Source organism: Pantoea sp. X-Soil-MYKO-1289 (genome assembly GCF_059730625.1).
In genome coordinates this window covers 2593943-2613649 of record NZ_AP036004.1, presented here as the reverse complement: position 1 = coordinate 2613649, position 19707 = coordinate 2593943, and the positions used below count along the sequence as shown (strand labels likewise).

Sequence of the window (19707 nt, the reverse complement as noted above, 5' to 3'; positions counted from 1 at the left end):
GGTTATGACTCTACTCCCTGCGTAAGCAGGCCCAAAAAAAGGTGCCACCATGGAAAATGCCAAGCAATCATTTCAGGACGTACTGGAGTTTGTGCGTATGTTCCGTCGTAAAAACAAACTGCAGCGTGAAATCACTGATAACGAAAAGAAAATCCGTGATAACCAGAAGCGCGTTCTGCTGCTGGACAACCTGAGCGAGTATATTAAACCGGGCATGAGCATTGAGGCGATCCAGGAAATCATCGCTTCCATGCGTTCCGACTACGAAGATCGCGTCGATGAATACATCATCAAAAACGCCGATCTGTCGAAAGAGCGTCGCGACCTGTCGAAAAAACTGAAATCGATGGGTGAGCCGAAAGCGCAGTAACTGGCCGTACAGAAGACACATTCATCTTCATAGCGTAAAAAAACCGCAGCTTTTTAAGTCTGCGGTTTTTTTTCATATGTATTTCGTCCCGAATAACGGTACGAATAGAGAGAAAATCAGCGTCATTGTCCTGTTAATATCCCCTTTGCACCACGCAGCAGACCCTCTGTACTTAGGTCTTCATCAAGATCGGGCCAGTGAATGCCGTAGCCTGCGCCACACAATTCCCATTTTTGACGCTGTTCAGGCGTGCCGGCAGCCAGACGCGGATACCACGCAACTGGCACGGAGATAGTACGTCCATCCATCAGGTCCACAGTCAGACGGTCGTCGTCAATATGGACCTTCATGACGCGTATATCATTCTCACTTTGTAAAGTAAGCATCCCAGGCCTCCTGAAGATGATTCTGGTTCTCTTTCACCAGACGCTGAAGTTCACGTAGCTCATGCGAAGCAAAATTCACACTGCGCGCCACGCTCAAGTCATGCAACCATATTTTAGCCGTTGCATTCTCCTTATCAACGTGGATGTGCGCGGGTTCGTTGGGTTCATGACTGTAGAAATAGAAGCGGTAAGGGCCAATTCTAAGAACAGTCGGCATGTTTATCTCCCTGACAAACGGTATGAACAGAATAGACGCTTTTACTCTACCCTCAGCGCTGCAGCAGCTGGCGCGCGATGCGCTGCAGCTGCTGCGCCAGCGCCTCGCCATCCGGTACTTCGCCGCCCGGCGCGGCGGTGGTGGCGCGCAGCACCAGCGCCGGCTCCAGCGGCCGGGAGGGCGGCGGCGCATCCTGCAGACGCGCCATCAGCGTCTCGACGCACTGCTCCCCCAGCGCCTGCAGATCCTGACGCACCGTGGTCAGCGGCGGCTGATACCAGGCGCTTTCGGCGGTATCGTCATAGCCGACCACCGAGATCTCGCCCGGAATCGCCACCCCGTGCTGATGCAGCGCGCGCATCGCGCCAAGCGCCATCTGATCGTTCGCCACCAGCAGCGCCTGCGGCAGGCGATCGGGCAGCTGTTGCAGCATCGCCTGGTAGCCGGACTGGGCGCTCCAGTCGCCCCGCAGCGCGCAGAAGGGCGTCAGGCGGTGCGCCGCCAGCGCCTCGCGCCACGCCGCTTCGCGCAGCTGGGCAGAAATCGCCTGCGTCGGGCCGTTCAGCAGGCCGATCTGGCGATGCCCCAGCGCGACCAGGTGCTCGACGGCGGCCCGCGCGCCGCGCGCGTTGGAGTACTGACACTGCGCCACCTGCGCCTGGGGTTCGACATCCATAAAAATTACCGGCTTGTCGCCGCACAGCGTCTGGATCTGCTCCGCTTCCGCAGCGGCCAGCGGCAGGTTAATCATCAGCGCATCGACGCGCTGCGCCAGCAGTTCGTTGACGGTCTCGGCGGCGCTGTTGTGGCTGCGCATGGCGATCACCAGATGGTAGCCGCCGCGGCTGGCGCGCTGCTGGATAGCCGAGGCGATCTGCGCCGGCGCCATTAGCGCCAGATCGCTGGTGGCGAGTCCGAGCGTGCGCGTCGCTTTGCCCGCCAGTTGCTGCGCCACGCGGTTTGGCACATAGTTGAGCTGCTGCATGGCGGCTTCCACCTTCGCTCGCGTGCGCGGGGAGACCTGCGGCGAATGGTTAAGCACGCGGGAAACGGTCTGGTAGGAGACGCCGGCAAGGCGGGCGACGTCATCAAGAGTGATAGCGCGGGAAGTCATTGATTTCTCCACTGGACAGAGGCGGTCAGTGTAACAAAATTTTCGTCGCGCAGGCGCGTCTGTGCGCAACCCGAAAGGAGGAGAGATGCAGCTTAATCATCAGGCCATACAGGATCTCAATCTTATTGCCGGCTGGCTGGCGCTGGACGATATGCCCGTCGAAGGCGACATCGAAGCGGATATGGCGATACTTGCCGGCCACGCCGTGCTGCCGAATATCGAGGGCGCGGTGGCGCTGGCGAAAAAGTTCAGGCTGCCCTTGCTGCTCAGCGGCGGCATCGGCCACGCCACCGGCGCGCTGGCGCAGGCGATGGCGCTGCATCCGCTCTATCGCGATATCGAGACGCGCGGCAAAAGCGAGGCGCAGATGCTGGCGGCGATCGCCCGTGTTTTCGGCGGCCTCGACGAAGAAGATCTGCTGCTGGAGGAGGCGTCGCGCAACTCTGGCGAAAACGCCGCCTTTAGCCAGCGTCTGCTCGACGCCCGCCAGCTGCGGCCGCAGCGCGTGGTGCTGATTCAGGATCCGCTGCTGCAGCGCCGCGCCGACGCCACCTTTCGCTGGCAGTGGCGCGAGCGCGACGACGCGCCGCGCTTTATCAACTGGCCGGTATTTACCCCGGTCGTGACGCACGATTCCGGTATGGCGCGCATCATCGGCGCGCCGGCGCAGGGGCTGTGGTCGCTGGAGCGCTTCGTGCAGCTGCTGATGGGCGAAGTGCAGCGCCTGCGCAACGATGAACAGGGCTACGGTCCACGCGGCGCCGGTTTCTTTGGCGAAGTCGAGATGCCCGATGCGGTAGACGCCGCCTGGCATCGCCTGATGCAGCTGCCCGCCGTGCGGTCGCGGCTGGCGGCCGCGCGCTAGCTAACGGCTCTTTAAGTAGACCTGTAAATTGACGTTCACCGCGTTGAGCAGCGGCACGCTGACGCCGTTGCGCGCCGCGCGCGTCACCAGATCGCCGATCACCTGTTCCGCTTCAATATCAAAGCCCTGGCATAAATCGCGATACATCGAAGAGGTCATCGGCGTCGCGGGATTGCTCAGCAGCTCGAGGATTTTCGCCGTCACCGCCGGCCGCGGCTGGTAGCCGTCGGCAGTAATGGTCGCCAGCACCTCGCTGAAGAGGCCGCGCAGCAGCGCTTCGCCGCCCTCGGCGCTGAGCGCCTGCCGCGTATCGCCGCGCGCCAGACAGCAGACCGCGCCGAGCGTGCTCAGCAGCAGCCACTTCTCCCACAGCTCGCCGATAATATTGTCGGAAAAAAGGGTGTCGACGCTGGCCGCGCGCAGCGCCTCGTCCACGCGCTGCAGCCGCGCGTCGTTACGGCCATCCAGCGCGCCGTAGTAGATCTGGTGCAGCGCCGTCATCTGCACCACTTCGCCCTGTTCGCCCAGCGTGGCGTTGATTTTTACCAGCCCGCCGATCACCTTATCGCCGAAGCGCTCGCGCAGCAGGTCGAAATGACGCATGCCGTTGAGGATCGGCATAATCAGCGTCTGTTCGCCCACGACGGGCGCAATATCTTCTATCGCCTGCGCCAGCGCAAAACTTTTCACCGTCAGGATAATCAGGTCGTAAGGACCTCGCAGCGATCCCGCCTGCGCCAGCTGCGGCTGCAGCTTCTCTACGCCCTGCGGCGTGCGCAGCACCAGGCCGTTTTCGCTGAGCTGCCTGAAGCGACGCTCGCGCACCAGAAAGGTGACGTCGCGTCCCGCCTGCGCCAGACGCGCGCCAAAATATCCGCCGGTCGCCCCGGCGCCTACGATAAGAATGCGCATGATCGTTTTCCTTTAGCCGTTGAGGCTCCTACCTTAAAACCTGACGGCAGCGGTTGCCAGCGTCGCGTTGCTCAGCGCCGCGCTATCGCCGCCAGCAGGGCGGGGAGCAGGCCGGGAAAGCGCTGATCCAGGCAGTCGCGGCGCAGCGAAATCAGATTTTCCCTCCCGACGGGCCGCTGCCAGATCACGCCGCTGTCGCGCAGCACGCGCCAGTGATGCGTCATGGTCGATTTGGCGATCTCGCCGCGCAGCGCGTTGCAGCTCTGTTCGCCGTGCTGCGCCAGCGTCTGGAGAATGGCGAGGCGAATCGGATTGCCGAGCGCAAACAGCACGTTCTCCAGTTTGATCTCGTGCGGCTGCGGATGATTTTCCAGCATGGTATTCCTGTTCTACGATCTATCAATTGCGCAATTATAGCTCAAACTGTTCGCATTTAGTCGTACAGTGAGCGTAAGCTGCTTTTCGACGGCGCGCAATCCTGCGCGCCGCGCCACACGTCAACCGACTAAGGACGCATCATGCCCCGAACACTTCCCGTTGAGCGTTACCGCAACATCGGCATCTCCGCGCATATCGATGCCGGTAAAACCACCACGACCGAGCGCATCCTGTTTTACACCGGAATGAGCCACAAGCTGGGTGAAGTGCACGATGGCGCCGCAACGACCGACTGGATGGCGCAGGAGCAGGAGCGCGGCATCACCATTACCTCGGCGGCGGTCAGCTGCTTCTGGCCCGGCATGGACGGCAGCTTCGCGCCGCACCGCATCAATATCATCGACACGCCCGGCCACGTCGACTTCACTATCGAAGTCGAGCGTTCGATGCGCGTGCTGGACGGCGCGGTAATGGTCTATGACGCCGTCGGCGGCGTGCAGCCGCAGTCGGAAACGGTGTGGCGGCAGGCGAATAAATATCACGTGCCGCGGCTGGCGTTCGTCAACAAAATGGATCGCCAGGGCGCGGATTTCTTCCGCGTGGTGCAGATGATGAAAGATCGCCTCAGCGCAAATCCGGTGCCGATCGTCATCCCCATCGGCGCGGAAGAGCACTTCAGCGGCGTGGTCGATCTGCTGAAAATGCAGGCGATTTACTGGGACGAAGCGTCGCAGGGCATGACCTTCAGCTACGCGCCGATCCCCGACGCGCTGCTGGACGAGGCGAACGCCTGGCGCGAAAAAATGGTCTCGGCGGCGGCCGAAGCGAGCGATGAACTGATGGAAGCCTGGCTGGAGAGCGGCGATCTGGATCATGACCAGATTATCGCCGGCCTGCGCCAGCGCACGCTGCGCAACGAGATCCAGCCGATGCTGTGCGGCAGCGCCTTCAAAAACAAAGGGGTGCAGCGCATGCTGGATGCGGTGGTGGAGCTGATGCCGTCGCCCGCCGATATTCCGGCGATCAAAGGCGTGGATGAGAACGGCAACGAGGCGGAGCGGCATCCGGGCGATGACGAGCCTTTCTCGGCGCTGGCGTTCAAGCTGATGAGCGATCCCTTTGTCGGCCAGCTCACCTTTGTGCGCGTCTATTCCGGCGTGCTGCGCAAAGGCGACAGCGTCTGGAACGCGGTCAAGGGCAAAAAAGAACGTATCGGCCGCATCGTGCAGATGCACGCCAACGCGCGCCATGAAATAGAGGAGATCCGCGCCGGGGATATCGCCGCCTGCGTCGGGCTGAAAGAGGTGACAACCGGCGAAACGCTGTGCGATCCCAACGCCATTATTACCCTGGAGCGCATGGAGTTTCCGGAACCGGTCATTTCGCTGTCGATCGAGCCGAAAACCAAAGGCGATCAGGAGAAGATGAGCCTGGCGCTGCAGCGGCTGGCGGCGGAAGATCCCTCGTTCCGGCTGCACACCGACGAGGAGTCCGGCCAGGCGATTATCTCCGGCATGGGCGAGCTGCATCTGGAGATCATCGTCGACCGCCTGAAGCGCGAGTTCGGCGTCGAGGCGAATATCGGCCGTCCGCAGGTGACCTACCGCGAGACGCTGCGCAAGGCGGCGCGCGATGTCGAGGGCAAGTTTGTGCGCCAGTCCGGTGGTAAAGGGCAGTATGGTCACGTGGTGCTGACGCTGGAACCGCTGGAGCCGGGCGGCGGCTTTGTGTTCGAAGACGCCACCAAAGGCGGCGTGGTGCCGCGCGAATATATTCCGTCGGTGGAAAAGGGCATCCGCGAGGCGCTGAACAGCGGCGTGATTGCCGGTTATCCGATCGTCGACCTGAAGGCGACGCTGACCTTCGGCTCCTATCACGACGTCGACTCGTCGGAGATGGCGTTCCGCATGGCGGCCATTCTCGGCTTCCGCGCCGCCGCGAAGCTGGCCGATCCGGTGCTGCTGGAGCCGGTGATGAAGGTCGAGGTCGAAACGCCTGAGGAGTATGCGGGCGGCATTATGGGCGATCTCTCGTCGCGCCGCGGACAGGTGCAGGGCATGGATGAACACTTTGGCGGCCGCATTATCCGCGCCGAAGTGCCGCTGGCGGAGATGTTTGGCTACTCCACGGCGCTGCGCTCGCTGACGCAGGGACGCGCCACCTACAGCATGGAGTTCGCCCACTATGCGCAGGCACCGCGTCAGGTGGCCGACGCGGTGATCGCCGCACGCCACTAAGCCGCTACACCATGATGGCAGGGACGCCATCTTTCCCTAATCCCGCCTCGCGCCAAACCATTGTCACTATTCTCGTTTTACTTCCCCTTTTCGCACGTTTAATCATTTCGCGGCTCGACTCTTTGCGCGCGCCGCTGGCGCGCGCCTTTCTCCTCCTGCGGACAAGGACACTATGAACGCGAATTCTCTGCACCGCGCGCTGGGCGCGATCTGCCTGCTGGGCCACGTCGCCGCCGTCTCCGCTGCCGAAACGCCGCGAGCGGGCGGCAGCTTTACCGTCGGCGTCGAAACCGAACCCAACACCTTTAACCCGCAGCTTAACGGTCAGGCCAAGGCGGATGTCACGCTGCGCAACGTCTGGGAGTCGCTGCTGGCGCGTCAGCCCGACGGCAGCTTCGTTCCCTGGCTGGCTCAGAGCTACCAGGCCAGCCCGGACGGCAGCCAGTATCGCTTTACGCTGCGCCGCGACGTGCTCTTTTCCAACGGCGAAAAGCTGGATGCGCAGGCGGTGGCGGAGAATTTCCGCCACACCCAGGATGCGCGATACTGCGCCGGAACCAGCCTGTGCATGATGGGGGCGCGCATCAGCAGCATCGAGACGCCGGACGATTTTACGCTGGTGATCAACCTGAAGCAGGGCTACACGCCGTTTCTGTCGTTCGCCGCCGCGCTGGAGATCCTCGCGCCCGCCAGCTGGCGCTCGGCGCAGCTCAAGTCGGGCGGCAAGGAGATAGCCGGCACCGGCCCCTTTATTCTCGACAGCTATGAAAAAGGGCAGCAGGTTACCTTCGTGCGCAACCCGAACTACCGCTGGGCGCCCGCCACGGCAAAGCATCAGGGACCGGCGTATCTCGATCGCGTCACCTACCGCTTTTTGCCGGAGTCCTCGGTGCGCACCGGCGCGCTGCTCTCCGGCCAGCTCGACGCCATTGAGGGCATCTCCGGCAACGATGCGGGCGAGTTTAAAGAGAACCACGACTTCATCTACCAGCATGCGCTCAATACCGGCACGCCGTATTCGCTCTACCTCAACGTCGACTATGGCCCGACGCAGGATCTCCGCGTGCGCCAGGCGATCATCAGCGGGCTCGATATCGATCCGCTGCTGAAGTCGGTCTATCGCGGCGAACGCACGCGCGGCTGGGGCATTACCTCGCCGGTTGAACCGCTCTACGACAGGGCGCTGGAGGGCAAATATGGCAACCAGCCGGACGCCGCCAACCGGCTGCTGGACGAGGCGGGCTGGGCCACGCGCGACAGCGAAGGCTTCCGCAGCAAAGCGGGCCAGCGGCTGAGCATTGAGGTGATCCAGGCGCAGGCGACGGTGCGCGACCAGCGCGACGTGCTGCTGCAGGCGATTCAGGCGCAGGCGCGGCAGCGGCTCGGCGTTGATTTCAGGCTGCGCTACGTCGATTCCGGCACCTATGCCGAGGTGCGCAACAGCGGCAGGTTTGGCGCGATTGCCAACTCCAATGTCGAAACCGACGGTATCGACATTGAAAACCACTACCGGCCCATCAGCCAGGGCGGGGCGATCAACTACAGCCGGGTCAATGACGCGCAGATCAACGCGCTGCTGGATAGAGCCGCCAGCACGCTGGACGTCGCGCAGCGCCGTCAGGCTTACAGCGAACTGCAAAACCGCGCGCTGATCCAGCTGGCGCTGGCGGTGCCGCTCTATCAGCCGGAAGATCAGATCGCCGCCGCGCGCTATGTCCACGGCTATGGCTTCCGCAGCTTTAAGCAGATGCCGGAAAACGCCTATGAGATCTGGCTAAGCGATCGTTAATTTACGCCAGGCTCAGATAAATTTGTTATTTCAATATGCGCCTGGCGCAATTATCCCTGCGCCAGGCCGGGGCGGATTCCCATATTCAACAAAACGATTGTCATTATTGTCGGTTTACATTCTTCGCGCCGGATTTTAATAATTTCCCGGTAATTAACCGAGAGAGCGAAAATATGAGTCAGTCCGTTCAGGTGGCAAAACCCGACGATGCAGAAGAGATCTTCGCCCTGCTGCAGCGCGCCTACGCCTCGCTGCTGGAGCAGGATATTCATTTCACCATTACGCAGGGCAACGTAAACCAGGTGCGTCAGACCATCGAGCGCGAAACCGTGCTGGTGCTGCGCAAGTGGCAGCGCGCGGTCGCCACGGTGACGGTGCGCTTTCCCTGGACCCAGCAGGCGAATGCGCCGTCGCAGCTGCCGTTTATTCACTGGTTCGCCGTCGATCCCGATTTTAAAGGCCAGGGCTATGGCCGTGAAATAATCAGCTGGGCGGAGGATCATTTATTAAAAGAGACGTTAAAAGCGCCGGGCGTTTATCTGGCCACGGCGGTTAAACATCCGTGGCTGAGTGAATTATATCAGCGCCGCGGCTATCAGCCTTTTTATCACCGCACCAACCCGCTGGGTGAAGCGCTGGTGTTTCTGAAGAAGGAATTCCAGCCGGAAGTCACCAGCGACATTGCTCGCTCGGCCTGATTTTTATAATAAAACACACCTGCACCTAATAAGGATAATATGAAAAAGATTTTTACCCTGGCGCTGGGTTTCACCTCTCTGTTGGGAAGCGCATCACCTCTGCTGGCCGCTGACGCGCCGCGCAGCGGCGGCAGTTTGACGGTTGGCGTCGAGACCGAACCGACCACCTTTAACCCGCAGCTCAACGGCCAGGACAAAGCGGAAATCACCCTGCGTAATTTCTGGGAGTCGCTGCTGGCGCGCCGCCCCGACGGCAGCTTTGTGCCCTGGCTGGCGGAGAGCTATCAGATCAGCCCGGACGGCAAAACGCTGCGCTTTACGCTGCGCCGCGACGTCACCTTCTCTAACGGCGAGAAGCTGAATGCGAACGCGGTGGCGGAAAACTTTCGTCACACCCAGGACGCGAAATATTGCGCCGGCACCAGCCTGTGCCTGATGGGCAGCCATATCGCCAGCATCGAGACGCCGGACGACGCCACGGTGGTGATTAATCTTAACGCCACCTATGCGCCGTTCCTGTCGTTCGCCGCCGGGCTGCAAATCCTTGCGCCCGCCAGCTGGCAGTCGACGCAGCTCAAGTCGGGCGGCAAAGAGATCGCCGGCACCGGCCCCTTTATTCTCGACAGCTACGAGAAGGGGCAGCAGGTCACCTTCGTCCGCAATCCGAACTATCACTGGGCGCCCGCCACGGCGAAACATCAGGGACCGGCGTATCTGGAACGCGTCACCTACCGCTTCCTGCCGGAATCGTCGGTGCGCACCGGCGCGCTGCTCTCCGGCCAGGTGGACGCCATCGAAGGCATCTCCGGCAACGACGCGGGCGAATTTAAAGACAACGGCGACTTCACTTACCAGCACGCGCTCAATACCGGCACGCCGTACTCGCTGTTCCTTAACGTCGAATATGGCCCGACGCAGGATGTGCGCGTGCGCCAGGCGCTGCTGCAGGGGCTGGAGATCGATCCGCTGCTGAAATCGGTCTATCGCGGCGAACGCACCCGCGCGTGGGGCATCACCTCGCCGGTCGATCCGCTGTATGACAAGGCGCTGGAGGGCAAATATGGCAACCAGCCGGAGGCCGCCAACCGACTGCTGGATGAGGCGGGCTGGCGCGCGCGCGACAGCGAGGGTTTCCGCACCAAAGATGGCCAGCGGCTGCGCATCGAGCTAATCCAGGCGCAGGCCACGGTGCGCGACCAGCGCGACGTGCTGCTTCAGGCGATTCAGGCGCAGGCGCGCCAGCGTCTCGGCGTCGACCTGAAACTCAACTATGTCGATTCCGGCACCTACACCGAGGTGCGCGCCAGCGGCAAGTTCGGCACCATCGCCAACTCCAACACGCCAACCGACGGCGTCGATATTGAAAACCACTACCGGCCGATCAAACAGGGCGGCGCCATCAACTACAGCCGCGTTAACGACGCGCAGATCAACGCGCTGCTGGATAAGGCCGCCGGCACGCTGGACATCGCGCAGCGCCGTCAGGCCTACAGCGATCTGCAAACGCGGGCGCTGACCGACCTGGCGCTGGCGCTGCCGCTCTACGAGCCGGAAGACCAGCTCGCCACGGCCAGCTATGTGCACGGCTACGGCTTCCGCAGCTACAAACAGATGCCGGAAAGCGTTTACGACGTCTGGCTCAGCGAACACTAACAGGAGGCGAGGATGAGTCTGGAGAGCATCGCAACCCGCGCGCCGCGTAAGCCGACGCCGTTATTCTGGCGCAATGCGCTGGCGCGGCGCATTGCCGGGCGGCTGCTCGGCGGCGTGCTGGTGCTGTGGGCGGCCGTTACGCTGGCGTTTCTCGGCGTGCATCTGGCCCCGGGCGACATCGTGAGCCTGCTGATTGGCGAACAGGTGCGCACGGCGGCCATTGAGGCGGCGATCCGCGCCGAATGGGGACTGAACGAACCTTTATGGCTGCAATATCTGCACTATTTATGGCGCGTGCTGCACGGCGATTTCGGGCGCTCCTACATCCTCAATACCGAGGTGAGCCATCTGCTGGCGACGCAGCTCTGGCCGACCATCAAGCTGACGCTGGCGGCGCTGCTGGTGAGCATTCTCTTCGCCGTGGCGGTGGCGGTCACCACTGCGCATCGCCGCTGGGGCCGCCGCGTGGCCAATGCGGTGGAGCTGCTGCTCGCCTCAACGCCGTCGTTCTGGGTGGGCATTGTGCTGCTGTTTGTTTTCAGCTTCACGCTGCGCTGGTTCCCGGTGGCGGGCGACCGCACGCTTTCCGCGCTGGTGCTGCCCGCGCTGGCGCTGGGGCTGGCGCAGGGCGCGGTGGTGGCCCAGCTGCTGCGGCGCGAGCTGGAGCGCGCGCTGGATGCGCCCTTTACCCTGACGCTGCGCGCCTGGGGCGTCGGCGAAACCAGGATTCGCTTGCGCCACGCGCTGCGCCATGCCGCCTTGCCCGCCGTCACGCTGACCGGCTGGTTGGTGGGCGGCCTGCTGAGCGGCGCGGTGATCACCGAACAGGTGTTTGGCCGGCCGGGACTCGGCAAGCTGACGGTCGACGCGGTGCTGGCGAAAGATCTGCCGGTGGTGCTGGCGGTCGCCATTTTATCGGCGCTGATCTACGTGGTGATGAGCACGCTGGTGGACATTCTGGCGCTGTGGATCGATCCGCGTCTGCGTGGGGAGAGCCAGTAATGCAAGCCATTCTGCAACGCGTTTCCTTTGCGCTGCCTGCCGCGGTGTGGGCAGCGATCGTTTTTCTGTTTCTGGTGCTGCTGGCGGTGGTGGCCCCGCAGTGGCTGGCGCATAGCGATCCGCTGCTGGCCGACCCGCTCAACGCCCAGCTGCCGCCGTCGGCGCAGCACTGGCTCGGCACCGATCAGCTCGGACGCGACCTGCTGACGCGGGTGATCTACGGCAGCCGCTATTCGCTGCTGATCAGCGTGGCGGCGATGGCGCTGGCGGTGCTGTTCGGCACGCTGCTGGGGCTGGCCGCCGCGCTCGCCCGCGGCATCGTCGACGAGCTGCTGAGCCGCGCAGTGGACGTGATCTCCGCCTTTCCCGATCTGCTGCTGGCGCTGATGCTGATCGCCTTTACCGGGCCAGGCACCACCAATTTGATCATCGCGCTCGGCGTGGCGTCGGTGCCGCGCTTTGCCCGCGTGGTGCGCGCGCAAACCTGGCGCGTCATGACCTCCGGCTACGTTGAGCAGGCGCGCACCTTTGGCCTGTCGCGCACTACGCTGATCCTGCGCCATATCCTGCCGCACGCCATTGCGCAGGTGCCTGCGCTGGCGACGCTGGGGCTCGGCACCGCCATTATCGGCACCGCTGGGCTGAGCTTTCTCGGCATGGGGCCGCAGCCGCCGACCGCGGAATGGGGGCTGATGCTGGCGGAAGGGCGCAACTATCTGCGCAACGCCTGGTGGATCGCCGTCTGGCCCGGCGTGTTTATCACCCTGACGGTGATTGCCGTCAACACGCTGGGCCGCTACTGGCAGGCGCGTTTTGAAGGAGGCGAAGCATGAACCCGGTTATCGACATTCAAAATCTCTCGATCCGTTTTGGCCCGCACTACGTGGTGAAAAACCTCGACCTGCAGGTGCGGCCGGGCGAATCGGTGGCGCTGGTAGGGGAGTCCGGCTCCGGCAAAACCCTGACGGCGCGCAGCCTGCTCGGGCTGCTGCCCGACGGGGCGACGCTCAGCGCCGATCGCTTTGTTATCGACGGGCGCGATATGCGCCAGGCCGGGCGCGAGGCGTGGCGCGCGCTGCGCGGACGGCGCATCGGCTATGTATTGCAGGATGCGCTGGTCTCGCTCGATCCGCTGCGCCGCATCGGGCAGCAGCTGGCGGATGCGCTCAGCGCCGCCGGGCAGCGCGGCGCGCTGGAGGCGCAAAGTATCCGGCTGTTGCAGGCCGCGGGCATTAGCGACGCGGAAAGCCGGCTGGCGCGCTACCCGCACCAGCTTTCCGGCGGGCAGCGCCAGCGCGCCTTGATCGCCGCCGCGCTGGCGGCCAGCCCGGCGCTGCTGATTGCCGATGAGCCGACCACGGCGCTGGATATGACGGTGCAGCGGCAGATCCTGCAGCTGCTGGCGCAGCGCCGCCGCGACGGCCACGCGCTGCTGCTGATCAGCCACGATCTGGCGGTGGTCTCCGAGCTGGCGGATCGCGTGCTGGTGATGCGCGACGGCGAAGTCGTGGAGCAGGGCCGCAGCGGGCCGCTGCTGGCACAGCCGCAGCATCCCTGGACGCAGCGGCTGCTGCGCGCGGTGCCGACGCCCGCCACGCGCGGCCTGCGCCTGAGCGCCACCGAGCCGACGCCGCTGCCGCCGCGTCCGCAGCCCGGCAACGCGCCGCTGCTGGAGGCGATCGGGCTGAATAAGGCCTACGGCGATCGTCAGGTATTGAACAATATTCACTTCCGCCTGCATCCAGGCGAAACCCTCGGCGTGGTGGGCGAGTCGGGCTCGGGCAAAACCTCGCTGGTGAAAGTGGTAATGGGGCTGACCGAGCCGGACAGCGGCACGCTGCTGCTGGAGGGCAGCCGCTGGGATCGCCTTCATGAAAAGGCGCGCCGCGCGCGACGGGCACGCCTGCAGCTGATCGCTCAGGACCCGTACAGCTCCTTCGATCCGCGCTACACCGTGGAGAAGATTATTGGCGAAAGCCTCGACAGCGCGGGCCTTTTCGGCGATGCGCGCCGCCAGCGCGTGCGCCAGCTGCTGGATGAGGTGCAGCTCGGCGACCGTTTCCTCGACCGCTATCCGCAGCAGCTCTCTGGCGGCCAGCGCCAGCGCGTCGCCATCGCGCGCGCCTTTGCGCCCAATCCGGCGCTGCTGGTGGCGGATGAGCCGGTCAGCGCACTCGACGTGTCGGTGCAGGCGCAGGTGCTGGATCTGCTGGCCGATATGCAGGCTGAGCACGGCACCGCGCTGCTGTTTATTTCTCACGATCTCGGCGTTATCCAGCATCTCGCCGATCGCGTGCTGGTGATGCAAAACGGTCAGGTGGTCGAGAGCGGCGATCTGCGTCAGGTGTTCGACGCGCCGCAGCATCCCTGGACGCAAAAACTGTTACAGGCCTTGCCGGTGCTTCCCGCCTGGCGGCCCGCCGTCGCATAAAGGAGATTACAATGAGTCAGACACAACGCCAGCTGCGGCTGGGAGCCATTATTCAGGGCGCATCCGGCAATATGTCCGCCTGGCGTCACCCCGACGCGGTGGCCGACGCCAGCATCAACGTCAATTACGTGCTGGATCTGGCGCGCAAGGCGGAGCAGGCGAAAATCGACTTTCTGTTCGTCGCTGACGGCCTCTATATTACGCCGCAGTCGATCCCCCATTTCCTCAACCGCTTCGAGCCGATTACGCTGCTGTCGGCGCTGTCGCTGGTCACCAAAAATATCGGGCTGGTGGCGACGCTCTCTACCTCTTACAGCGAGCCCTTTACCGTGGCGCGCCAGTTCGCCAGCCTCGATCACCTTAGCGGCGGCCGCGTCGGCTGGAACGTGGTGACCTCGCCGCTTGAAGGCTCGGCAAAGAATTTTTCACGCGCCAGCCATCCGGAGCATGACGAGCGCTATCGCGTCGCCAGCGAATATCTTGACGTAGTGAAGGGGCTGTGGGACTCGTGGGAGGCGGACGCCTTTGTGCGCGACAAGGCGAGCGGCCAGTTCTTCGACGCCGACAAGCTGCACACGCTGAACCATAAAGGCAAATACTTCTCGGTGCAGGGGCCGCTTAACGTGGGCCGTTCGCCCCAGGGCCGCCCGGTGGTGTTCCAGGCGGGCGCGTCGGAAGCGGGCAAAGCCTTTGCCGCCGAGGCCGCCGACGCGATATATACCCGACAGGAGACGCCAGAGCAGGCACGCGAGTTTCGCGAAGATGTGCGCCGTCGACTGGTGGCGCGCGGCCGCCGCGCCGACGATATTCGCGTGTTTCAGGGCATCAGCGTGATTATCGGCAGCAGCCAGGCTGACGCGGAGCGCCGCTATCAGCAGACTGCGGAACTGGTCACGCTCGACAAGGCGCTGGAGTATCTCGGTCGCTACTTTGAGCATCACGACTTTAGCCAGTACGACGCCGACGCGCCTTTTCCGGAGATTGGCGACCTCGGCGAAAACAGCTTTCGCAGCACCACCGACGCCATTAAGCGTAACGCACGCGAGCGCGGCCTGACGCTGCGCCAGGCGGCGCTGGAAGAAGCGACGCCGCGCCCGACCTTCCTGGGCACCGCGCAGCAGGTGGCGGACGGCCTGGCGGAGTGGTTCCTCAGCGGGGCGGCTGACGGTTTCGTGGTGCGCGGCGGCACGCCGACGGCGTTCGATGATTTTGTCGCGCAGGTGATCCCGCTGTTGCAGGCGCGCGGCATCTATCGTCAGGCGTATGAAGGCGCGACGCTGCGTGAAAATCTCGGGCTGGCCGAGCCGGAAAACCAGTTCGCCGGGCGCCGCCGGCAGGTGGCCTGAGCTACAGGGCCGTCACGCCGAGCGCGGCGGCCTGCGTCTCCCAGCGCATTATCTCCTGATAGGCGGCGCGCTCCGGCACGGTAAAACCGGTAATAAAGCTGGCGCGCGCCGCCTTCTCCTCGACAAACTGCGTCAGTACGCGGCGCAGCGTCGCCAGCGTCTCCTCATCCGTTTGTGCGGACGTAATCAGCGGCGGGGCGGGGCAGAGCGGCGTTTCGCCGACGATCGCCAGCCCCGCCAGCTCCTGCGCGGCGTGCCGCCGCAGCAGCGCCCAGGTCAGGCAGTCAATCGCCGCAATATCCGCTTTCCCGTCACGCAGATGCGCCAGCGACTGGCGGTGGCTGCCGCTCAGCGTCGTGGCGCTAAAAAAGCGGCCATCCTGCGCCAGCGGCGCGATCAGGTAGCGCAGCGCGTTATAGCCGGAGTGGGAATCGAGGCTGTTGGCCGCCGCGCGGCGGCCGCGGAAATCGGCCAGCGCGCGGTTTTCATCTTCCTCGCGCGCCACCAGCCAGCTGCGGTAGCGCGCGCCGTGGCAGCCCGGCGCGCTGAGTTCAAAGGCGCCGACCAGCTGCACATCGGGCAGCTGCGTCATCAGCGGGTAGCCGCAGGTCTGGCTCAGCAGCAGATCGTCGGCGCGCCAGTGCGCCAGCAGATCCTCCGGCCATTCAACATCCGCCCGTAACCGCTGCGCCAGCCTGGCGGTCAGCCTCTGGGTGTGCGGACGGTGGATGTCGTACATCGGTAGCGAAAGCCGTCTCATGCGAGCGATCCTGTTGCCAGCCCGGATGGGCGTTAACGTTAACGGGCGTGGTGGTGAAATTCCTGATCCATTCGCCGTAGCCTGCCGCGCGAAAACCGCGGTTGCGCTGGTGATAGTCGTCGCGCCACAGCAGATAGACCCTGCGCAGACCATACCACGGCAGGCCGGGCAGGTCGTGATGCACCGCGTGATAGTTGAGATTAAGAAACAGCAGCCGCCACGCCCAGCCCGCCTCGTTGTTGACCGAGCGCGCCAGCGGATCGGCATCGGCGCGGTGCTCATAGAAAGAGCGCACTTTGGTCAGCATCAGCGCGGGGTAGCTTACCGCCAGTATAAACAGGAGCGGCGAGAAGCCCTGGCGCGCCATCCAGGCGAACAGCACGGCCAGCAGCGCCAGATGGATCGCCCACATGACGAGGGCGCGCCCTTCCACACGGCAGATCGCCAGCAGCAGCGACTGAAGCGACGCGTAAATATCCAGCAGCGGCCCCAGCAGCAACCGGCCGGGAAAGGTATTGCGCAGGTGGATCGCCCGGCGCTGCCAGGGCCGTAGCCGCGCCCAGCGCGCCGGTGACACATACCAGGTTTCGGGATCGTCGTCGGGATCGGTCAGGCTGTGGTTGCGGTGGTGCGCCAGATGCGAATCGCGATAAAGCCCGTAGGGATACCAGACCGCCAGCGGCAGCGTGCCAAACAGCTGGTTCAGGCGCGGAAAGCGCGTCGGATGCCCGTGGATCAGCTCATGCTGCAGCGACAGATACCAGCTGGTAAACAGGATCAGCAACCCCGTGGCGGGCCACCGGCCCAGCGTCTGCCAGCAGGCCAGCGTGGCGAACCAGCCGCCGTAGATCGTCGCCATCAGCAGCCAGGTCGGCAGCTCGCTGCGCCATAGCCAGCTTTGTTTCCACTGCCGGATTTGCGCGCGCTGCTGCGCGTTAAGGTAGTCGGACGAGCCTCTTGTCATAGCAACCTGCCGAAGGTGACGGAATTCAGCACAACATGCGTGAAGGCGAGCAAAAAGAGAAAGATCCTGAGTGACTTACTTATGTCGAAAAACTTGATGATGCGGTTGAAAACTATTGGCTATCAGTGCGGACGCGGCTGACGTAACCTTTGCTCATCGAATCTTATCTCTCACGCAGGGGCGAAATCTGCCCGCGAAAGGAAATGAATGATGAAAAATATTGGCTTCTTATCTTTCGGTCACTGGACACCCTCTTCACAGTCCGCCACCCGCTCTGCGCAGGACGTGCTGCTGCAGTCTATCGATCTGGCGGTCGCCGCTGAAGAGCTGGGCGCGGACGGCGCCTATTTCCGCGTGCACCACTTTGCGCGTCAGCTCAGCTCGCCGTTCCCGCTGCTGGCGGCGGTCGGCGCGCGCACCAGCAAAATCGAAATCGGCACCGGCGTAATCGATATGCGCTACGAAAACCCGCTCTATATGGCGGAAGATGCCGGCGCGGCGGATTTGATCAGCAATGGCCGTCTGCAGCTCGGCATTAGCCGCGGCTCGCCGGAGCAGGTGGTGGAAGGCTATCGCTACTTCGGCTATGCGCCGCAGGAGGGCGAAACCGACGCCGATATGGGCCGTCGCCATACGGAAGCCTTTTTAGAGGTGCTGCGCGGCGAAGGTTTCGCCAAACCGAATCCGCAGCCGATGTTCCCGAATCCGCCGGGCCTGCTGCGCCTTGAGCCGTTCTCGGAAGGGTTGCGCGAGCGCATCTGGTGGGGTTCCGGCTCCAACGCCACCGCCGAGTGGGCGGCGAAAATGGGCATGAACCTGCAAAGCTCTACCCTGAAGGATGACGAAACCGGCGAGCCGTTCCACGTGCAGCAGGCGAAACAGATCCGCGCCTACCGTGAAGCCTGGAAAGCGGCGGGGCACAAGCGCGAGCCGCGCGTCTCGGTCAGCCGCAGCATTTTTGCGCTGGTGAACGATATGGACCGCGCCTACTTCGGCCGCAGCGGCCAGGAGCAGGATTCCGTCGGCTTCCTCGACGAGAAGACGCGCGCCATTTTCGGCCGCAGCTACGCGGCGGAGCCGGAAACGCTGATCAAGCAGCTGGCGCAGGATGAAGCGATTGCCGAAGCGGACACGCTGCTGCTGACGGTGCCGAACCAGCTCGGCGTCGCCTACAACGCGCACGTGATTGAAGCGATTCTGAAATATGTCGCGCCGGAGTTAGGCTGGCGCTAAGCGTGAAGAACGGCGGCCTCGGCCGCCGTTTTTTTTGCAGGGATCAACTCGCCTGTTGCGCTTTTTCCAGCTTGCGGCTGCCCGCCGCCCCGGCGCAGAACAGGGCTATCACCACCAGCGCCAGCACCGGCAGCATCGCCATGCGCAGCCCGGCGTGCTCGCCGATAAAGCCGAGTCCCGGCGGCCCCACCAGAAAAGCCAGATAGCCGAGGGTCGCCGCGATGGTGACGCGAATCGCGCTGTTGTTGCCGTCGCCTGCCGCGGAGACCGTGAGCGGAAAACCGAGCGCCGCGCCGATGCCCCAGAACAGCACGGCGGCCGCAGCCAGCCATGAATTATCGGAGAAAATCACCAGCATCAGGCCGAACGCGGCGGAGAAGGCGCTGACGCGCAGCATCCAGACGCGGCCGATGCGATCGACCACATAGCCGCCGAGGAAACGGCCCAGCGTCATGCCCGCGGTGAAACCGGCATAGACCAGCGTGCCCTGCGTGTGGCTCAGGTTATGGCCATCGATCATCAGCAGCGGCAGCCAGTCGTTGGCGGAGCCTTCCGCCAGCGCCATCGCCAGGATCACCACGCCGAGGATCAGCAGCTGGCGATCGCGCAGCTCATGGCGCACCTGCGCGATAAAGCCGCCGCTGTGCGTCTGTTCGCTGCGTTCGCCGTCGCTGGTCGCAGGCAGATGGCGCAGCGCCACGGCAGCGATCAGCACATCCGCCAGCAGCACGGCGGCAAAGTGAAGGCTGGTGCTGATATCCGCGGCGGTCATCAATAGCCCCGCCAGCGCGCCCGCCAGCGTACCCAGGCTAAAAAAGCCGTGAATAATGGTCATGACAGAGCGGCCCAGCGCCCGTTCGAACGCGGCGCCCTCGACGTTGATCACCACATCCATCAGCGCCGTGCCGCCGCCCAGCAGCGTCAGGCTGGCGAAGACGCCCAGCGCGCTCGCCATCGTCAGGCTGAGCGCCATCAGCACCAGACCGATCAGCAGCAGCACCATGCCGTAGCGCATTACCCGCTGGGTGCCGAGCTGGGCGATCAGCTTGCCGGCCAGCAGCACGCCGAGCATCGACCCGCAGGAGAAGCCGAACAGAATCATGCCCATCAGCTCGGTTGAGGCGTCGAGCGTATCGCGCATAAAGGGCGTGCGGCTGACCCAGGAGGCCCAGGTAAAGCCGGGAATAAACATCAGACCGAAAATGGCCCACTTGCCGCGAGCCTGTTGTTGAGGCGTCATCACGACTCCTGTTTGTCGTACGGATGTACAGGAGGATAATCGAAAAATAGCGCGACGCGAGCGGCAGCACAGCCTTTATTCGGCCGCCGGGTGACAGGCGGCGGCCACAAAG

Annotated in this window: 19 protein-coding genes; 11 read left to right on the top strand and 8 right to left on the bottom strand. The window is 63.7% G+C overall.

Features of this window, described 5'->3' with window-relative positions:
- The first annotated feature begins 49 nt into the window (after window positions 1-49).
- Entirely contained in the window at window positions 50-370 is a 321-nt protein-coding gene (tmaR, locus tag AC6I7Z_RS12610) for a PTS system regulator TmaR (RefSeq protein WP_033791495.1), read from the top strand.
- A gap of 122 nt (window positions 371-492) precedes the next feature.
- Here tmaR and AC6I7Z_RS12605 read toward each other — a convergent pair whose 3' ends face one another.
- The 3 genes from AC6I7Z_RS12605 to AC6I7Z_RS12595 are packed head-to-tail and all read right to left on the bottom strand — an operon-like array spanning window position 493 to window position 2087.
- Window positions 493-756: a DUF2442 domain-containing protein gene (locus AC6I7Z_RS12605; RefSeq protein WP_096073440.1), complete on the bottom strand. Its 264-nt coding sequence runs from the start codon at window positions 754-756 to the stop codon at window positions 493-495.
- Complete coding sequence (locus tag AC6I7Z_RS12600; protein ID WP_497814457.1) at window positions 737-973, bottom strand: DUF4160 domain-containing protein; 237 nt, start codon at window positions 971-973, stop codon at window positions 737-739. Before AC6I7Z_RS12600 ends, AC6I7Z_RS12605 begins: the two co-directional genes overlap by 20 nt.
- Before the next feature lie 52 nt (window positions 974-1025).
- Window positions 1026-2087 carry a LacI family DNA-binding transcriptional regulator gene (locus tag AC6I7Z_RS12595; protein ID WP_497814456.1) on the bottom strand — a complete coding sequence of 354 codons (1062 nt, stop codon included), beginning with the start codon at window positions 2085-2087 and terminating at the stop codon, window positions 1026-1028.
- Between the two features lie 85 nt (window positions 2088-2172).
- Here AC6I7Z_RS12595 and AC6I7Z_RS12590 point away from each other — a divergent pair, with 85 nt between their 5' ends.
- Complete coding sequence (locus tag AC6I7Z_RS12590; protein WP_497814455.1) at window positions 2173-2952, top strand: ElyC/SanA/YdcF family protein; 780 nt, start codon at window positions 2173-2175, stop codon at window positions 2950-2952.
- On the opposite strand, the gene AC6I7Z_RS12585 is transcribed toward AC6I7Z_RS12590, so the two are convergent.
- Both AC6I7Z_RS12585 and AC6I7Z_RS12580 read right to left on the bottom strand, forming a co-directional pair.
- Window positions 2953-3864 carry a ketopantoate reductase family protein gene (locus AC6I7Z_RS12585; protein ID WP_497814454.1) on the bottom strand — a complete coding sequence of 304 codons (912 nt, stop codon included), beginning with the start codon at window positions 3862-3864 and terminating at the stop codon, window positions 2953-2955.
- 71 nt (window positions 3865-3935) lie between these two features.
- Entirely contained in the window at window positions 3936-4241 is a 306-nt protein-coding gene (locus tag AC6I7Z_RS12580; RefSeq protein WP_033750046.1) for an ArsR/SmtB family transcription factor, read from the bottom strand.
- 141 nt (window positions 4242-4382) lie between these two features.
- On the opposite strand from AC6I7Z_RS12580, the gene fusA reads away from it, so the two are divergent.
- From fusA to AC6I7Z_RS12540, 8 genes are all read left to right on the top strand, one after another.
- Complete coding sequence (gene fusA, locus AC6I7Z_RS12575) at window positions 4383-6479, top strand: elongation factor G (protein WP_497814453.1); 2097 nt, start codon at window positions 4383-4385, stop codon at window positions 6477-6479.
- Window positions 6480-6651: 172 nt separating this feature from the next.
- Complete coding sequence (locus tag AC6I7Z_RS12570) at window positions 6652-8268, top strand: ABC transporter substrate-binding protein (protein WP_497814452.1); 1617 nt, start codon at window positions 6652-6654, stop codon at window positions 8266-8268.
- Window positions 8269-8441: 173 nt separating this feature from the next.
- Window positions 8442-8966 (top strand): GNAT family N-acetyltransferase, encoded by a 525-nt coding sequence (locus AC6I7Z_RS12565; RefSeq protein ID WP_497814451.1) that lies wholly within the window; start codon window positions 8442-8444, stop codon window positions 8964-8966.
- Window positions 8967-9005: 39 nt separating this feature from the next.
- On the top strand, window positions 9006-10619 hold the full coding sequence (locus AC6I7Z_RS12560) for an ABC transporter substrate-binding protein (RefSeq protein WP_497814450.1): 1614 nt from the start codon (window positions 9006-9008) through the stop codon (window positions 10617-10619).
- A 12-nt stretch (window positions 10620-10631) separates the two neighbouring features.
- Complete coding sequence (locus tag AC6I7Z_RS12555) at window positions 10632-11621, top strand: ABC transporter permease (RefSeq protein ID WP_497814449.1); 990 nt, start codon at window positions 10632-10634, stop codon at window positions 11619-11621.
- Window positions 11621-12454 (top strand): ABC transporter permease, encoded by an 834-nt coding sequence (locus AC6I7Z_RS12550; RefSeq protein ID WP_497814448.1) that lies wholly within the window; start codon window positions 11621-11623, stop codon window positions 12452-12454. Before AC6I7Z_RS12555 ends, AC6I7Z_RS12550 begins: the two co-directional genes overlap by 1 nt.
- Window positions 12451-14052, top strand: a complete 1602-nt coding sequence (locus AC6I7Z_RS12545) for a dipeptide ABC transporter ATP-binding protein (protein WP_497814447.1) — start codon at window positions 12451-12453, stop codon at window positions 14050-14052. The genes AC6I7Z_RS12550 and AC6I7Z_RS12545 overlap by 4 nt, the downstream gene beginning before the upstream one ends.
- Before the next feature lie 11 nt (window positions 14053-14063).
- Window positions 14064-15398 carry an LLM class flavin-dependent oxidoreductase gene (locus AC6I7Z_RS12540; RefSeq protein WP_497814446.1) on the top strand — a complete coding sequence of 445 codons (1335 nt, stop codon included), beginning with the start codon at window positions 14064-14066 and terminating at the stop codon, window positions 15396-15398.
- Between the two features lies 1 nt (window position 15399).
- Here AC6I7Z_RS12540 and AC6I7Z_RS12535 read toward each other — a convergent pair whose 3' ends face one another.
- On the bottom strand, window positions 15400-16158 hold the full coding sequence (locus tag AC6I7Z_RS12535) for a phosphate/phosphite/phosphonate ABC transporter substrate-binding protein (protein ID WP_497814445.1): 759 nt from the start codon (window positions 16156-16158) through the stop codon (window positions 15400-15402).
- Entirely contained in the window at window positions 16064-17122 is a 1059-nt protein-coding gene (locus AC6I7Z_RS12530; RefSeq protein ID WP_497814444.1) for a fatty acid desaturase, read from the bottom strand. Before AC6I7Z_RS12530 ends, AC6I7Z_RS12535 begins: the two co-directional genes overlap by 95 nt.
- Before the next feature lie 210 nt (window positions 17123-17332).
- Between AC6I7Z_RS12530 and AC6I7Z_RS12525 the strand changes: the two genes are divergently transcribed.
- A complete protein-coding gene (locus AC6I7Z_RS12525) occupies window positions 17333-18355 on the top strand; it encodes an LLM class flavin-dependent oxidoreductase (protein ID WP_497815442.1) in 1023 nt (340 codons plus the stop codon).
- A gap of 43 nt (window positions 18356-18398) precedes the next feature.
- Here AC6I7Z_RS12525 and AC6I7Z_RS12520 read toward each other — a convergent pair whose 3' ends face one another.
- Window positions 18399-19595 carry an MFS transporter gene (locus AC6I7Z_RS12520; RefSeq protein ID WP_048782253.1) on the bottom strand — a complete coding sequence of 399 codons (1197 nt, stop codon included), beginning with the start codon at window positions 19593-19595 and terminating at the stop codon, window positions 18399-18401.
- Between the last annotated feature and the right edge of the window lie 112 nt (window positions 19596-19707).

What these genes read in the sequence shown, in the direction of transcription:
- tmaR (WP_033791495.1), top strand. Translation starts at nt 50, where the DNA reads ATGGAAAATGCCAAGCAATCATTTCAGGACGTACTGGAGTTTGTGCGT.
- AC6I7Z_RS12605 (WP_096073440.1), bottom strand. Translation starts at nt 756, where the DNA reads ATGCTTACTTTACAAAGTGAGAATGATATACGCGTCATGAAGGTCCAT.
- AC6I7Z_RS12600 (WP_497814457.1), bottom strand. Translation starts at nt 973, where the DNA reads ATGCCGACTGTTCTTAGAATTGGCCCTTACCGCTTCTATTTCTACAGT.
- AC6I7Z_RS12595 (WP_497814456.1), bottom strand. Translation starts at nt 2,087, where the DNA reads ATGACTTCCCGCGCTATCACTCTTGATGACGTCGCCCGCCTTGCCGGC.
- AC6I7Z_RS12590 (WP_497814455.1), top strand. Translation starts at nt 2,173, where the DNA reads ATGCAGCTTAATCATCAGGCCATACAGGATCTCAATCTTATTGCCGGC.
- AC6I7Z_RS12585 (WP_497814454.1), bottom strand. Translation starts at nt 3,864, where the DNA reads ATGCGCATTCTTATCGTAGGCGCCGGGGCGACCGGCGGATATTTTGGC.
- AC6I7Z_RS12580 (WP_033750046.1), bottom strand. Translation starts at nt 4,241, where the DNA reads ATGCTGGAAAATCATCCGCAGCCGCACGAGATCAAACTGGAGAACGTG.
- fusA (WP_497814453.1), top strand. Translation starts at nt 4,383, where the DNA reads ATGCCCCGAACACTTCCCGTTGAGCGTTACCGCAACATCGGCATCTCC.
- AC6I7Z_RS12570 (WP_497814452.1), top strand. Translation starts at nt 6,652, where the DNA reads ATGAACGCGAATTCTCTGCACCGCGCGCTGGGCGCGATCTGCCTGCTG.
- AC6I7Z_RS12565 (WP_497814451.1), top strand. Translation starts at nt 8,442, where the DNA reads ATGAGTCAGTCCGTTCAGGTGGCAAAACCCGACGATGCAGAAGAGATC.
- AC6I7Z_RS12560 (WP_497814450.1), top strand. Translation starts at nt 9,006, where the DNA reads ATGAAAAAGATTTTTACCCTGGCGCTGGGTTTCACCTCTCTGTTGGGA.
- AC6I7Z_RS12555 (WP_497814449.1), top strand. Translation starts at nt 10,632, where the DNA reads ATGAGTCTGGAGAGCATCGCAACCCGCGCGCCGCGTAAGCCGACGCCG.
- AC6I7Z_RS12550 (WP_497814448.1), top strand. Translation starts at nt 11,621, where the DNA reads ATGCAAGCCATTCTGCAACGCGTTTCCTTTGCGCTGCCTGCCGCGGTG.
- AC6I7Z_RS12545 (WP_497814447.1), top strand. Translation starts at nt 12,451, where the DNA reads ATGAACCCGGTTATCGACATTCAAAATCTCTCGATCCGTTTTGGCCCG.
- AC6I7Z_RS12540 (WP_497814446.1), top strand. Translation starts at nt 14,064, where the DNA reads ATGAGTCAGACACAACGCCAGCTGCGGCTGGGAGCCATTATTCAGGGC.
- AC6I7Z_RS12535 (WP_497814445.1), bottom strand. Translation starts at nt 16,158, where the DNA reads ATGAGACGGCTTTCGCTACCGATGTACGACATCCACCGTCCGCACACC.
- AC6I7Z_RS12530 (WP_497814444.1), bottom strand. Translation starts at nt 17,122, where the DNA reads ATGACAAGAGGCTCGTCCGACTACCTTAACGCGCAGCAGCGCGCGCAA.
- AC6I7Z_RS12525 (WP_497815442.1), top strand. Translation starts at nt 17,333, where the DNA reads ATGAAAAATATTGGCTTCTTATCTTTCGGTCACTGGACACCCTCTTCA.
- AC6I7Z_RS12520 (WP_048782253.1), bottom strand. Translation starts at nt 19,595, where the DNA reads ATGACGCCTCAACAACAGGCTCGCGGCAAGTGGGCCATTTTCGGTCTG.